Source organism: Pseudomonas sp. PONIH3, from assembly GCF_002934345.1.
GTDB lineage: Bacteria > Pseudomonadota > Gammaproteobacteria > Pseudomonadales > Pseudomonadaceae > Aquipseudomonas > Aquipseudomonas soli.
On record NZ_CP026386.1, the window covers coordinates 4,793,842 to 4,807,228 of the forward strand.

11 protein-coding genes are annotated in these 13,387 nt (G+C 65.6%); 7 read left to right on the forward strand and 4 right to left on the reverse strand.

Translation table 11 applies throughout. From position 1 onward, the window contains the following. The first annotated feature begins 81 nt into the window (after positions 1 to 81). The gene (locus C3F42_RS22295; protein WP_104444923.1) at positions 82 to 2,484 is read left to right on the forward strand and encodes a TonB-dependent receptor; all 2,403 of its coding nucleotides are present in this window, start codon (positions 82 to 84) and stop codon (positions 2,482 to 2,484) included. A 57-nt stretch (positions 2,485 to 2,541) separates the two neighbouring features. Here the strand turns inward: C3F42_RS22295 and C3F42_RS22300 are convergent, their stop codons facing one another. Beyond that, positions 2,542 to 3,417 (reverse strand): helix-turn-helix domain-containing protein, encoded by an 876-nt coding sequence (locus C3F42_RS22300; RefSeq protein ID WP_038706793.1) that lies wholly within the window; start codon positions 3,415 to 3,417, stop codon positions 2,542 to 2,544. Positions 3,418 to 3,645: 228 nt separating this feature from the next. Here C3F42_RS22300 and C3F42_RS22305 point away from each other — a divergent pair, with 228 nt between their 5' ends. Continuing rightward, on the forward strand, positions 3,646 to 4,548 hold the full coding sequence (locus C3F42_RS22305; RefSeq protein ID WP_023631099.1) for a DMT family transporter: 903 nt from the start codon (positions 3,646 to 3,648) through the stop codon (positions 4,546 to 4,548). A gap of 66 nt (positions 4,549 to 4,614) precedes the next feature. Here C3F42_RS22305 and C3F42_RS22310 read toward each other — a convergent pair whose 3' ends face one another. Further along, on the reverse strand, positions 4,615 to 5,589 hold the full coding sequence (locus tag C3F42_RS22310; RefSeq protein ID WP_104444924.1) for a D-glycerate dehydrogenase: 975 nt from the start codon (positions 5,587 to 5,589) through the stop codon (positions 4,615 to 4,617). Positions 5,590 to 5,674: 85 nt separating this feature from the next. Then, entirely contained in the window at positions 5,675 to 6,622 is a 948-nt protein-coding gene (locus tag C3F42_RS22315) for a LysR family transcriptional regulator (protein WP_023632830.1), read from the reverse strand. Between the two features lie 180 nt (positions 6,623 to 6,802). Here C3F42_RS22315 and C3F42_RS22320 point away from each other — a divergent pair, with 180 nt between their 5' ends. Genes C3F42_RS22320 through C3F42_RS22335 form a run of 4 tightly spaced genes read left to right on the forward strand, consistent with a single transcriptional unit; the run spans position 6,803 to position 11,579 of the window. Next, positions 6,803 to 8,329 carry an efflux transporter outer membrane subunit gene (locus C3F42_RS22320; RefSeq protein ID WP_038706791.1) on the forward strand — a complete coding sequence of 509 codons (1,527 nt, stop codon included), beginning with the start codon at positions 6,803 to 6,805 and terminating at the stop codon, positions 8,327 to 8,329. Then, a complete protein-coding gene (locus C3F42_RS22325; protein WP_104444925.1) occupies positions 8,326 to 10,503 on the forward strand; it encodes an FUSC family protein in 2,178 nt (725 codons plus the stop codon). The genes C3F42_RS22320 and C3F42_RS22325 overlap by 4 nt, the downstream gene beginning before the upstream one ends. Positions 10,504 to 10,507: 4 nt before the next feature. Beyond that, entirely contained in the window at positions 10,508 to 10,708 is a 201-nt protein-coding gene (locus tag C3F42_RS22330) for a DUF1656 domain-containing protein (RefSeq protein ID WP_008097766.1), read from the forward strand. A 10-nt stretch (positions 10,709 to 10,718) separates the two neighbouring features. Then, entirely contained in the window at positions 10,719 to 11,579 is an 861-nt protein-coding gene (locus tag C3F42_RS22335; RefSeq protein WP_104444926.1) for an HlyD family secretion protein, read from the forward strand. Between the two features lie 40 nt (positions 11,580 to 11,619). Here C3F42_RS22335 and C3F42_RS22340 read toward each other — a convergent pair whose 3' ends face one another. Then, positions 11,620 to 12,078 (reverse strand): universal stress protein, encoded by a 459-nt coding sequence (locus C3F42_RS22340; protein ID WP_104444927.1) that lies wholly within the window; start codon positions 12,076 to 12,078, stop codon positions 11,620 to 11,622. A 260-nt stretch (positions 12,079 to 12,338) separates the two neighbouring features. Between C3F42_RS22340 and C3F42_RS22345 the strand changes: the two genes are divergently transcribed. After that, a complete protein-coding gene (locus C3F42_RS22345) occupies positions 12,339 to 13,244 on the forward strand; it encodes a LysR family transcriptional regulator (RefSeq protein WP_038706789.1) in 906 nt (301 codons plus the stop codon). Positions 13,245 to 13,387: the final 143 nt, after the last annotated feature.

The window sequence follows — 13,387 nt, forward strand, 5'->3', positions numbered from 1 at the left end:
GGTACCCCACGCCGGCATCCGTGTAGTAAGTGGAAGTGCGATTCATTCGCATACGATCATCCCGCCCACAGGTCCGCGTCCATGAAGTTCACCCCGCGTTGCGTCTCGCTCTGGTTCGGCCTCTGCAGCTTTTCCGCCGTGGCCGTCGTGCCCCAGGCCGTGGCCGCCCAGCAGAGCCAGGTCTATGCCTTCGCCCAGCCCAGCCAGCCGTTGGCCCAGGCGCTCAACGCCTTCAGCCGTACCACCGGGCAGAGCGTGGTCTATACCCTGACGCTACCGGACCTGCGAGCCCCGGCGCTGAACGGCACCTTCGACGCCGAGCAGGCTCTGCAGCAGTTGCTCGGCAATTCAGGCCTGGCCTGGCGCCGCCTCGACGCCCGCACGCTGACCCTGGAGCCGGTCGACACTTCCGGCGCGGTGAACCTGCAAGCCACCACCATCAACTCGCAACTGGACGACTACAGCTACCAGCCGCCGGCCAGCGCCTCGATCATGCGCGGCCAGGGCGCGACCCTGGATATCCCGCAGGCCGTGAACGTGGTCCCGGCCCAGGTGATCCGCGACCAGGCGCCGCGCAATCTGGACGATGCCCTGTACAACGTCAGCGGCATCACCCAGGGCAACAACTTCGGCGGTACCGCCGACACCGTGATGAAGCGTGGCTTCGGCGACAACCGCGACGGTTCGATCATGCGCGACGGCATGCCGATCGTGCAGGGCCGCGCGCTCAATGCCAGCACCGAGCGGGTCGAAGTGCTCAAGGGCCCGGCCTCGCTGCTTTACGGCATCCAGGACCCGGGCGGGGTGATCAATGTGGTCAGCAAGCGCCCGCAACTTGCGCAGTACAACGCCCTGACCCTGCGCGGCTCGACCTACGGCAACGGCAAGAACGGCAGCGGTGGCGGCCTGGACAGCACCGGTGCGCTGGGGGAGAGCAACCTGGCCTATCGCCTGATCGTCGATCACGAGGATGAAGACTACTGGCGCAACTTCGGCGTGCACCGCGAATCGCTGGTGGCGCCGTCGCTGGCCTGGTACGGCGAGGACACCCAGGTGGTGCTGGCCTATGAGCACCGCGAGTTTCGCTATCCGTTCGACCGCGGGACCGCCTTCGGCAGCGATGGCCACCCGTTGAACATACCCGCTACTCGCCGCCTGGACGAGCCGTTCAACGACATGGAGGGCCGCTCCGACCTGTACCGCCTGGAAATCGACCATCAGCTGGACGACGCGTGGAAGCTGCACGTCGGCTACAGCTTCAACCGCGAAACCTACGATGCCAGCCAGGTGCGCGTGACCGGCGTGGATGAAAGCAAGGGCACGCTGTCGCGCAGTATCGACGGCACCCGGGGCGCCCTGAGCCGTGACCAGTTCGTCACCTTCAGCCTCAACGGCAGTGTCGAGCTGGCCGGCATGCGTCATGATCTGGTGCTGGGTGCCGATCACGAGGACCGCAAGGTCTACCGCGCCGACCTGATCCGCCAGAACAGCCGCTCGACCTTCAGCTATCTGCACCCGGTCTATGGCCGCGAAGTGGAAGGCACCAATGTGCGCGCCAGCGACAGCGACCAGACCGACAAGCTGCGCACCGATTCGCTGTTCCTGCAGGACGCCTGGCACCTGGACGAGCACTGGATCCTGGTGGCAGGCGGGCGTTTCCAGCAGTACGACCAGTACGCCGGCCGCGGCCGACCGTTCAACGTCAACACCGACACCAGTGACCAGACCTGGGTGCCCCATGCGGGCGTCGTCTACAAGGTCGATGAGCAGCTGTCGTTCTATGGCAGCTACAGCGAGTCGTTCAAGCCCAACTCGACCATCGCCCCGCTGAGCATCGGTGGTGGCCGCACCCTGACCCTGGACTCTGGGATCGCGCCGGAGGAGGGCAAGTCCTGGGAGCTGGGGGCCAAGCTCGACGTGCCGGGCGCGGTGACCGGTACCCTGGCGCTGTTCGACATCACCAAGCGCAACGTGCTGGTGGCCGATGGCGACACCCAGCCGGGGACCATTCTCTACAGCAACGCGGGGGAAGTTCGTTCACGGGGCGTCGAGCTGGACCTGACTGGCCAGCTCAGCGAGCGCTGGAGCCTGATCGGGGCCTATGCCTTTACCGACGCCGAGGTCACCAAGGACCCGCAGCTCAAGGGCAACCGCCTGCAGAACGTCGCCCGCCACAGTGGTTCGCTGTCGGCAGTATACGACTACGGCAGCCTGTTCGGCGGTGATCGCCTGCGCCTGGGAGCCGGTGCGCGCTACGTGGGTGAGCGTGCGGGCAATGCGACAAACGACTTCGACCTGCCGGCCTACACCGTGGCCGATGCCTTCGCCAGCTACGAAACCAAGCTGGACGAGCACAAGGTGCGCCTGCAGTTGAACGTGAAGAACCTGTTCGACAAGGTGTACTACAGCTCCGCGGTGAACCGCTATTTCGTTGCGGTGGGGGATGCGCGGCAAGTCAGCCTGTCGAGCACCTTCGAGTTCTGACGCCAACCGATGATGGGCGGCGAGGGAGCGGTCTGGCCCCGCTATAGAGCCCGGCAGTCAGGCGCGGAACGCTGCCCTGTACTCCCCAGGCGTCGCCCCCAATGCCTGGCGAAACCTGTTGCTGAAATGGCTGGCACTGGCGAACCCGCACGCCAGCGCCACCTCGCCCAGGGCTGGCGTGCCCAGGCGCAGTAAGCGACAGGCCCTGTGCAGCCGCCGGGCAAGCAGATACTGATGCGGCGGCAGGCCGAAACTTGCCCGGAACATCCGTGCAAAGTGGTACTCGGACAGGTTGCAGCGCAGCGCCAGCTCGCCCAGCGTCAGCGGCTGGTCCAGGTGGGCCTCGATATAGTCCACCAACTGCCGACGCTGGTGCGGCGCCAAGCCACCCCTGAGTTTGAGCCCATGGCGCAGGCCGACCTGGTTGAGCACGGCGTGGTCGATGATGTCGTGGGCAAGGCTGCTGGCCAGCAGGCGTTCGCCGGGCTCGGACCAGTCCATGTCGATCAGCTGGCGAAAGCGTGCGGCCTGTTGCGGATCGTCGAGGAAGGTCGCCTCGCGCAGCTGCATTTCACGCGGTTCGCGGTCCAGCAGGCGGGTGCAGCCAAGGGCGAACTGTTCCTCGCTGATGTACAGGTGGGCAAGGCGGATCGAGCCATTGATTACCCAGTTCGATTCGTGGCCGGCGGGCATCACGCACAGTTTGTCCGGTGCGCCGCGGTCGGCCGGGCGCTGGCGGCGGAAAGTACCGGTGCCGTCGGCGATGTAGCACGACAGGGTGTGATGGCTGGGCGCCTGGTAATCGCGGGCATCGTCGCGGTTGCTCCACAATGCCGCCGCCAGGCCGTCGCCCAGGTGCGCGCTCAGCTCCAACCGGGCGTTGGGTGAGGCGTTGAGGGCGTTGAAGACTTGCAGGTGGTCGAGTGCGGGCATCGGAGACTCCTCTGAAGGCCATCGTACTGCGGCGTGGGCGGGAAGGCAGCTGGCGGAGGAGGAAAAGCGCAAGTTTATGCAAGCGCAGGTGTGAAGCCCGGGAAGACACTGTTTGCCTGTGACGGCCATCGCGGGGCAAGCCCGCTCCCACGCCAGCCCGCCAGGGTGGCCCAATGTGGGAGCGGGCTTGCCCTGCGATGGGCCGAAAGCCTGTTCGAGGAAGCCGCCATGAACCTGTCGCTCTACCTGCTTACCGTCCTGATCTGGGGCACCACCTGGATCGCCCTGAAGCTGCAACTGGGTGTGGTCGCCATCCCGGTGTCGATTGTCTACCGCTTCGCCCTGGCCGGGTTGATCCTGTTTGTCTTGCTGCTGCTCACCCGCCGCTTGCAGCCGATGAACCGACGTGGTCACCTGGTGTGCCTGGCCCAGGGCTTGTGCCTGTTCTGCGTCAACTTCATGTGCTTTCTCACCGCCAGCCAGTGGGTCGCGACCGGCCTGATCGCCGTGGTGTTTTCCACTGCCACCCTGTGGAACGCGATCAATGCGCGGGTGTTCTTCGGCCAGAAGATCGCTGCCAATGTGCTTGGCGGCGGAGCCATGGGGCTGCTGGGGTTGGGGCTGCTGTTCTGGCCGGAGCTTTCTCATCATGCCGCCAGCCGCGAAACCCTTTATGGCCTGGGCTTGGCACTGCTTGGCACGCTGTGTTTCTCCGCCGGCAACATGCTCTCCAGTGTGCAGCAGAAGGCCGGGCTCAAACCCATGACCACGAATGCCTGGGGCATGGTTTATGGCGCGTCGATGCTGGCAGGGTATTGCCTGTTCAGGGGGATCCCCTTCGATATGGAGTGGAACACGCGTTACATAGGCTCGCTGCTGTATCTGGTGATCCCGGGCTCGGTGATCGGCTTTACCGCCTACCTCACGCTGGTCGGGCGCATGGGGCCGGAACGGGCAGCCTACTGCACCGTGCTGTTCCCGCTGGTGGCGTTGAATGTGTCGGCGTTTGCCGAGGGGTATCAATGGACAGCGCCGGCATTGTTGGGGCTGGTGGCGGTGATGGCGGGGAACGTGCTGGTGTTTCGCAAGCCCAAGCCCAGGCCTGTGGAAGGGGAGCTGGCAGTCAAGTAATGGCGCCTTGTCGCAGTCTGCGGTGGAAACAGACTGCGACGGGGCCAGGCGCTCGGGCTGAACGACTCAGCCTTTCCACACTTGTGGATTCACCAGGTCCTGCGGCCGCTCGCCCAGCAACGCCGAGCGCAGGTTGTCGATGGCCCGGTTGGCCATGGCTTCGCGGGTTTCGGCAGTGGCCGAGCCGATGTGCGGCAAGGTCAGGGCGTTGGGCAGCTTGAACAGCGGCGAATCGGCCAACGGCTCCTTTTCGTACACGTCCAGGCCGGCGCCGCGAATGGTACCTTCCTGCAGCGCCTCGACCAGTGCCACTTCGTCAACCACCGGGCCACGGGCGATGTTGACCAGGAACGCGCTGGGCTTCATCAGCTTCAGCTCGCGGGCGCCGATCAGCTTGCGGGTGGCGTCCGACAGCGGCACCACCAGGCAGACGAAATCGGCTTCTGCCAGCAGCTCATCCAGGCTACGGAACTGCGCGCCCAGCTCTTGCTCAAGCGCGGCCTTGCGGCTGTTGCCGGTGTACAGCACCTGCATGTTGAAACCGAAACGGCCACGCCGGGCGATAGCCGCGCCGATGTTGCCCAGGCCGACGATACCCAGTTTCTTGCCGTGCACATCGCAGCCGAACTGCGCCGGGCCGACGGTGGCCTGCCAGTGGCCGGCCTTGGTCCAGGCGTCCAGCTCGGCGGTGCGCCGGGCGCAACCCATGATCAGGGCGAAGCCCAGGTCGGCGGTGCTTTCGGTGAGCACGTCGGGGGTGTTGGTCAGGGCGATGCCGCGCTCGTTGAAGTAGTCCAGGTCGTAGTTGTCGTAGCCGACCGAGACGCTGGACACCACCTCCAGCTTGCCCGCGCCTTCGAGCTGCGCCCGGCCCAGCTTGCGGCCGACGCCGATCAGGCCGTGGGCCTCGGGCAGCGCTTCGTTGAACTGGGCGGCGATGTCGCCCAGCTTGGGGTTGGGCACGATCACGTTGAAGTCGTGTTGCAGGCGCTCGGCCATGGCCGGGGTGATGCGGCTGAAGGCCAGGACGGTCTTTTTCATCGGGCTGCTTCTCTGCAAGGCGGGTAGGGGCGGTGTCGTTGCTTAGCAACCTACCATTGTCCCCCGCCCGAATGCACCGGCTTTTTCAGTTGGCGATCAGCAGCTCGTGGGTTTTCAGGTCGGCCTCGTGGGCGGCGAGAATCTCCGGCAGCGAGTTGCGCAGGTACTCGACCCAGGTCTTGATCTTCGCATCCAGGTACTGGCGCGACGGGTAGATCGCATACAGGTTCAGCTCCTGCAGGCGGTACTGCGGCAGGATCCGCACCAGGCTGCCGTCGCGCAGGCCATCGATGGCGGTGTAGATCGGCAGCACACCCACGCCCATGCCGCTGCGGATCGCGGTCTTCATCGCATCGGCGGAGTTCACCTGGAACGGCGAGCTGGTGATGTTGACCACCTCCTGCCCCTCGGGGCCGTCGAACAGCCATTTCTCCAGCGGGATCACCGGGCTGACCATGCGCAGGCAGGCATGCTTGAGCAGGTCGGCGGGCTTGTGCGCGAAGCCATGGCGCGCCACATAGTCGGGCGCGGCGCAGACGATGCTGTAGGTGATGCCCAGGCGCTGGGAGACGAACCCCGAGTCCGGCAGCTCGCTGGCCAGCACGATCGACACGTCATAGCCCTCGTCGAGCAGGTCGGGCACGCGGTTGGCCATGGTCAGGTCGAAGGTCACGTCCGGGTGCGATTCGCGGTAGCGGGCGATGGCGTCGACCACGAAGTGCTGGCCGACGCCGGTCATCGAATGCACCTTCAACTGCCCGGCGGGGCGGGCATGGGCATCGCTGGCCTCGGCCTCGGCTTCTTCGACGTAGGTAAGAATCTGTTCGCAGCGCATCAAGTAGCGCTTGCCGGCCTCGGTCAGCGCGATGCGCCGGGTGGTGCGGTTGAGCAGGCGGGTTTGCAGATGGGCTTCCAGGTTGGAGACCGCCCGCGACACGTTCGCGGTGGTCGTATCCAGTTGCGCCGCGGCAGCGGTGAAGCTGCCGAGCTGGGCCACGCAACTGAAAGCACGCATGTTTTGCAGGGTGTCCATGGGTCACTCTCGGTTTAGAGGACAAAATTGTGACATGAAGTAACGCTGTTTCGCTTCCGACTAAAGCCGGATTATCGCTGTTTTGGTAACAAAGATTCGCAGGAATATACGCTTATCGCCAATGAAACCCGCCCCTAGAATTGCCCGGCCCCTCCACCTCTTCCTCGGGAAATCGCAGCTGTGCCGCGTCGCAACATCAGAGCGCTTAGCGCGCTCAGTGCCTGTGCCCTTAGTCTCACCTTGAGCGGCTGTATCGGAACCTGGGGTATCGCCCCGCAGAGCAAGACCCTCCAAGCCAACCAACTGACCACCGACGACGCCATCCGTGAGGCTGCGCGCGACGCCCACTGGCCGGCCCAGCAATGGTGGCGCGCCTATGGCGACGCGCAGTTGAACGACTGGGTCGCACTGGCATTGGCCGGCAGCCCGAGCATGGCCATGGCCGCCGCGCGGGTGCGCGAAGCCAAGGCCATGGCGGGCGTGGTCGAGTCGGCGGAAAAGCTGCAGGCCAACGGCAACGCCACCCTCAAGCGCCACAACTGGCCGGAGGATCAGTTCTACGGCCCCGGCGCGCTGTCCGGCGCCAACACCTGGGACAACAACGCCGCCATCGGCTTGAGCTACGCCCTGGACCTGTGGGGCCGCGAGCGCAATGCCAGCGAGCAGGCCGTGGACCAGGCGCACATGAGCGCCGCCGAGGCGCGCCAGGCCCAGCTGGAGCTGGAGAACAACGTGGTGCGCGCCTACATCCAGCTCAGTCTGCATTACGCCCGGCGCGATATCGTGCGGGCGGAGCTTGCGCAGCAGGAGCAGATCGTCGCCCTGGCCAAGCGTCGCCTCGACGGTGGCATCGGTACCCATTTCGAAGTCAGCCAGGCCGAGGCGCCGCTGCCGGAAACCCACCGCCAGATCGATAGCCTCGACGAAGAGATCGCCCTGACTCGCAACCAGCTGGCGGCCCTGGCCGGCAAGGGGCCGGGGGAGGGCGCGAAACTGCAACGCCCGACCCTGACCCTCGCTGCGCCGCTGAAACTGCCCTCGAACCTGCCCGCCGAACTGGTCGGCCAGCGTCCCGACGTGGTCGCCAGCCGCTGGCAGGTGGCGGCCCAGGCCCGTGGCATCGACGTGGCCCATGCCGGGTTCTTCCCCAATGTCGACCTGGTCGGTGGCCTCGGCTTCATGGCCACCGGGGGCGGCCCGCTGGAGTTCCTCACCGGGCGCAAGTTCAACTACAACGTCGGGCCGGCCATCAGCCTGCCGATCTTCGATGGTGGCCGCCTGCGCTCGCAACTGGGCGTGGCCTCGGCGGGCTATGACGTGGCCGTGGCGCGCTACAACCAGACGGTGATCGGCGCGTTGCAGAACATCTCCGACCAACTGATCCGCCGCGAGTCGATGAAGGAGCAGGCGCACTTCGCCGCCGAATCCGTGGCCGCCGCGCAGAAGACCTACGATATCGCCACCGTCGCCTTCCAGCGCGGGCTCACCGATTACCTCAACGTGCTGAATGCCCAGACCTTGCTGTTCCGCCAGCAGCAGGTGCAGCAGCAAGTGCAGGCCGCGCGCCTGGTGGCCCATGCCGAACTGGTCACTGCCCTGGGCGGCGGCCTGGAGGCGGGCAAGGATGTGCCCGATCAACAGCGCCAGGCCGCACCGAAAACACCAGCCACCCTGGCCATCTTCGACACGCCGGACCACGCCGAATGAGCACATCGAGCTTGCCCTTGCGCTGGCTGCAGAGCCTGGAGTGGCGCCGGGGGTTCTTTGCCTGGGCGCGTACCGACGGCGTCACCTGGGTCTATATCTTCAAAGTCCTGGCCGCCGCCTTCATCACCCTGTGGCTGGCCATGCGCCTGGAGCTGCCGCAGCCGCGCACGGCGATGATCACCGTGTTCATCGTCATGCAGCCGCAGAGCGGCCATGTGTTCGCCAAGAGTTTCTACCGGGTGCTCGGCACCCTGGCCGGCTCGGCGATGATGGTCGCGCTGATCGCGATCTTCCCGCAGAACACCGAGCTGTTCCTGCCCAGCCTGGCCCTGTGGGTCGGCCTGTGCTCGGCGGGCGCCATGCGCTACCGGACCTTCCGCGCCTATGGTTTCGTGCTGGCCGGTTACACCGCGGCGATGATCGGCCTGCCGGTGCTGCAGCACCCCGACCAGGCGTTCATGGCGGCGGTGTGGCGGGTGCTGGAGATCGCCCTGGGGATTCTCGTTTCGACCTTCGTCAGCGCCGCGATCCTGCCGCAGTCGGCCAGTGCCGCCATGCGCAACGCCCTGTACCAGCGCTTTGGCGTGTTCGCCGGGGTGGTGGTCGAGGCCCTGCGCGGCGACAGCCAGCGCGACCGTTTCGAGACCAGCAACGTGCGCTTCGTTGCCGAGGCGGTGGGCCTGGAGAGCCTGCGTAACGTCACCGCCTTCGAAGACCCGCACATGCGCCGCCGCTCCGGCCGGCTGGTGCGGATGAACAGCGAATTCATGGCCATCACCACGCGTTTCAACGCCCTGCACCGGTTGCTCGAGCGCCTGCGCGCCCGTGGCCCGCTGCAGATCGTCGGCGCCATCGAGCCCGGGCTGGCCACCCTGGCCGAGCTGCTGCAGCCCTATGTCGGCCGGGCGCTGACCGACGCCGACGCCTTGCGCCTGGCCTTGGAGCTGGGCACCTACAAGGAAGGCCTGCAGGCCCAGGTGCGTGGTCTGCGCGCCGAGTATCTGCAGACCAACCCCAGCGAGTCTGACCTGCTCGATTTTCATACCGCCTTCGAGCTGCTGTACCGCTTCGTCGACGAGATGTACAGCTACGCCGAGACCCACGCCTCGCTGGCCGTGCACAAGCACGAACGCGAACAGTGGGACGAACCTTATGTGGCCCAGACCAGCTGGCTGGTATCGCTCGCCGCTGGGGTGCGCGCCTCGGCGGTGCTGTTGCTGCTGGGCAGCTACTGGCTGCTCAGCGACTGGCCCAGTGGCGGCATGATGACCCTGATCGCCACGGTCACCGTGGGCCTTTCGGCGGCATCGCCGAACCCCAAGCGCATGGCGTTCCAAATGGCCTGCGGCACGGCGATCGGTGCCTTCGTCGGTTTCTTCGAGACGTTCTTCGTGTTCCCCTGGATCGACGGTTTCGCGTTGCTGTGTATGGTCCTGGCGCCGGTGTTCGTGCTCGGCGCATTCCTCGCCTCGCGCCCGGCCTATGCCGGTTACGGCCTGGGCCTGCTGGTGTTCTTTGCCATCGGCTCGGTGCCGAACAACCTGACGATCTACGACCCCTACACCTTCATCAACGACTACATCGGCATGGTCATCGGCATGTTCGTCTGCGCCGCAGCCGGGGCGATCATCCTGCCGCCCAACAGCCGCTGGCTGTGGAGCCGCCTGGAGCAGGAGCTGCGTGAGCAGGTGCTGTTCGCCATCGGCGGGCGCCTGCGCGGCCTGGGCTCGGCCTTCGAAAGCCGTACCCGCGACCTGCTGCACCAGGCCTACGGCCTGGCCGCCGGCAAGCCGCAGGTGCAGAGCCAGCTGATGGGCTGGATGTTCACGGTGCTGGAGATCGGCCACGCCATCATCGAGCTGCGCAAGGAGCAGGCCCGCGCCCCGGTGCACCCGGCCTACGCCGAGTCGCAGCCGTGGCGCCAGGCCATCCGCGTCATGGGCCGGGCCCTGGCGCGGTTGTTCCTGCAACCCAGCGCCAGCAACCACGAACGCGCCCTGGTGGCGGTGGACCATGCCATCAGCCGCGTGCAGGCTACCGACGAACCTTTCGCCCGGCACTTCGACACCTCGGTGTTGCGTCGGGCGCAGAGCTACCTGCACTTCATCCGTTCCTCCCTGCTCGACCCACAGTCGCCGCTGGCTCCGGCGAAAGGATCGCACGATGCTCCCTGAAACCATGCCCCGCGAGATCGCCTTCCATGGCGTGTACATGCCCACCATGACCTTGATGTTCCTGTTCGCCCTGGGCCTGGCCTGGGGCCTGGACCGGTTCATCGCCAGCCATGATGGCTATCGCTTCTTCTGGCACCCGGCGCTGCTGCGCCTGAGCCTGTTCGTTTGCCTTTTCGGCGCCCTGGCGCTGTCGCTCTACTGGTGAGAATCCTGCAATGAAAAAGTTCTTCAGCCTGATCGCCACCCTCCTGGTGCTGACCGCTGCCGTGGTGATCGGTCGCCAGTTGTGGCTGCACTACATGACCACGCCGTGGACCCGCGACGGCCGGGTGCGCGCCGATATCATCAACGTTGCCGCCGATGTGCCAGGCTATGTGGTGGACGTACCGGTCAAGGACAACCAGCGGGTGAAGAAGGGCGACGTGCTGATCCGCATCGACCCCGAGCACTACCAGTTGGCGGTGGAGCAGGCCAAGGCGCTGGTGGCCTCGCGCAAGGCCACCTGGGAAATGCGCAAGGTCAACGCCAGGCGCCGCGCCGACATGGACAACCTGGTGATCTCGAAAGAGAACCGCGATGACGCCAGCAATATCGCCAGCTCCGCCCTGGCCGACTACCAGCACGCCCAGGCCCAGCTGGCCGCCGCCGAACTGGACCTCAAGCGCACGCAGATCGTTGCCACCGTCGATGGCTATGTGACCAACCTGAACATCCACAAGGGCGATTACGCCCGCACTGGCGAGGCAGTGATGGCGGTGGTGGATGAGCAGTCGTTCTGGGTATACGGCTTCTTCGAGGAAACCAAGCTGCCCCACGTCAAGGTAGGCGATGTGGCCGAACTGCAGATGATGAGCGGCGAGCGCATCAAAGGGCATGTGGAGAGCATCGCCCGGGGGATCTACGACCGCGACAACCCGCAGAGCCGCGAGCTGATCGCCGATGTGAACCCGACCTTCAACTGGGTGCGCCTGGCGCAGCGGGTGCCGGTGCGGATCCATATCGATGAAGTGCCGGAAGGGTTCCTGCTGGCGGCGGGGACGACCTGTACGGTAGTGGTCAAGCCGAGCGAGGGCTGATCCGAGTACGTCAGCGCGGGGCTAAGTCTATCGCGGGGCTTCAGCCAACTTCAGTCGGCACGCCTACCAGAACCGGTATCTGTATCCGATCGATCACCTTGGCGCTGATCGACGGATCGAGCAGCCTGCCTAGCCGTGACAGGTGGCGGTGGCCGATGATGACCAGTTCGCACTCCAGCTCCCGGGCCTTGGCGATGATCGCCTCCACCGGCTGGCCGGCGACCATGCAGCCCAGGCTGTCGAAGCCGGCGTCGCGCAGCATGCTCACGGCGGTGTTCACGGCGTGCTCGGCCTGTTGCTGTTCGTCGCAGGCGGCGGGGTATTCCTCCAACTCATCTTCGGTGTAGACCGTGCGGTGGTCGTGCACGGCGAAGGTCGAGTCGATGGCCAGCAGCACATGCAGGGTGTGCTCGCCGGGGCGGCAGTAGCGCTGGGCGAGGGTGAGCAGGCTGGCGGCTGCCGGGGAGGCGTCGATGGCGATCAGAACCGGATGGGGCATGGGCAATCCTTTGGAGAATGGATGGCAGTGCTGCGCTCATCGCCGGCAAGTCGCAACGGCGAACCGCGGTGCCCGCAGGGAGATGCGCTGCCTGCAGGCACTGCGGTTCGCCGCCGCGGCTTGCCAACGGTGAGGCCACACCATTGTCGATTCATTGACCTCTACGGATAAATGGTCCCCCACGCACGGCGCCATTGCGTCAGACGCAATCGGCCAACCTGTTACCATCGCGTTTCCCACAGCTGTCACGGAAAACGGCCATGCAACTCCCGGACATGAACCTGCTCGTCGCCCTCGATGTGCTGCTCGACGAAGGCAGCGTGGTCGGTGCCGCCCAGCGCATGAACCTGAGCCCGGCGGCGATGAGCCGGACCCTCGGGCGAATCCGCGAGGCCATGGGCGATCCGATCCTGGTGCGTGCCGGCCGTGGCCTGGTGCCGACACCGCGAGCGTTGGCCCTGCGCGAACAGGTGCATGGCTTGGTGGAGCAGGCTGGCCTGGTGTTTCGCAGCCGCGATGCCGTGGACCTGGCCAACCTCGACCGCGCTTTCAACATCCGCACCAACGACCTGTTCATTGCCCTGTATGGCGCACAGTTGCTGCGCATGATGCTGGCCCAGGCGCCGCGCACGGTGCTGCGTTTCGTGCCCGAGGGCAGTGGCGATGACGATGCGGTGCTGCGCAACGGACAGATCGACCTGATCATCAGCTCGGCCATCGAACTGGGGCCGGAGATCAAGGTGCAGAGCCTGTTCAACACCTACTTCGTCGGCCTGGCCCGTGAGGATCACCCGATCTTCGATGCTCCGATCACCCCCGAGCGTTTTGCTGCCTACCCGCAGATCAGCGTGTCCCGGCGGGGGCGGGCCAACGGGCCGATCGACGTGTCGCTGGCCAACTGCAAGGTGGAGCGGCGAGTGGCGCTGATCACCACCAGCTTCCATTCGGCGATGTTCTCGCTGCCGGATTCGGACCTGATCCTGCCGATACCGGCCAACATCCTCAACAGTGTGCAGCGCTTGAAGCTGCCGTTGCGTTCGTTCGAGATCCCGGTGCCGCTGGAAAAGGTCAACGTGATGCAGGCCTGGCATCCGCGCTTCGACAATGACCCGGCGCACCGCTGGTTGCGGCAGACGCTGAAGGCTTGCGGCAGCATCGATCCTTGATGGGCAATGTTTTGCGTTCCATAGCCGGCAAATCAATCTGGATTGCGTCTGACGCAACATAAAGCTGCCAACAAGTCAGTTTTCGTCAGTATTCGACCTTCTTAGACTTCACCCAGCCCTTAAAATGTTGCTGGAGATGTCTA

Coding starts and splice junctions, on each gene's coding strand:
- C3F42_RS22295 (WP_104444923.1), top strand. CDS start 82: ATGAAGTTCACCCCGCGTTGCGTCTCGCTCTGGTTCGGCCTCTGCAGC.
- C3F42_RS22300 (WP_038706793.1), bottom strand. CDS start 3,417: ATGCCCGCACTCGACCACCTGCAAGTCTTCAACGCCCTCAACGCCTCA.
- C3F42_RS22305 (WP_023631099.1), top strand. CDS start 3,646: ATGAACCTGTCGCTCTACCTGCTTACCGTCCTGATCTGGGGCACCACC.
- C3F42_RS22310 (WP_104444924.1), bottom strand. CDS start 5,589: ATGAAAAAGACCGTCCTGGCCTTCAGCCGCATCACCCCGGCCATGGCC.
- C3F42_RS22315 (WP_023632830.1), bottom strand. CDS start 6,622: ATGGACACCCTGCAAAACATGCGTGCTTTCAGTTGCGTGGCCCAGCTC.
- C3F42_RS22325 (WP_104444925.1), top strand. CDS start 8,326: ATGAGCACATCGAGCTTGCCCTTGCGCTGGCTGCAGAGCCTGGAGTGG.
- C3F42_RS22330 (WP_008097766.1), top strand. CDS start 10,508: ATGCCCCGCGAGATCGCCTTCCATGGCGTGTACATGCCCACCATGACC.
- C3F42_RS22335 (WP_104444926.1), top strand. CDS start 10,719: ATGAAAAAGTTCTTCAGCCTGATCGCCACCCTCCTGGTGCTGACCGCT.
- C3F42_RS22340 (WP_104444927.1), bottom strand. CDS start 12,078: ATGCCCCATCCGGTTCTGATCGCCATCGACGCCTCCCCGGCAGCCGCC.
- C3F42_RS22345 (WP_038706789.1), top strand. CDS start 12,339: ATGCAACTCCCGGACATGAACCTGCTCGTCGCCCTCGATGTGCTGCTC.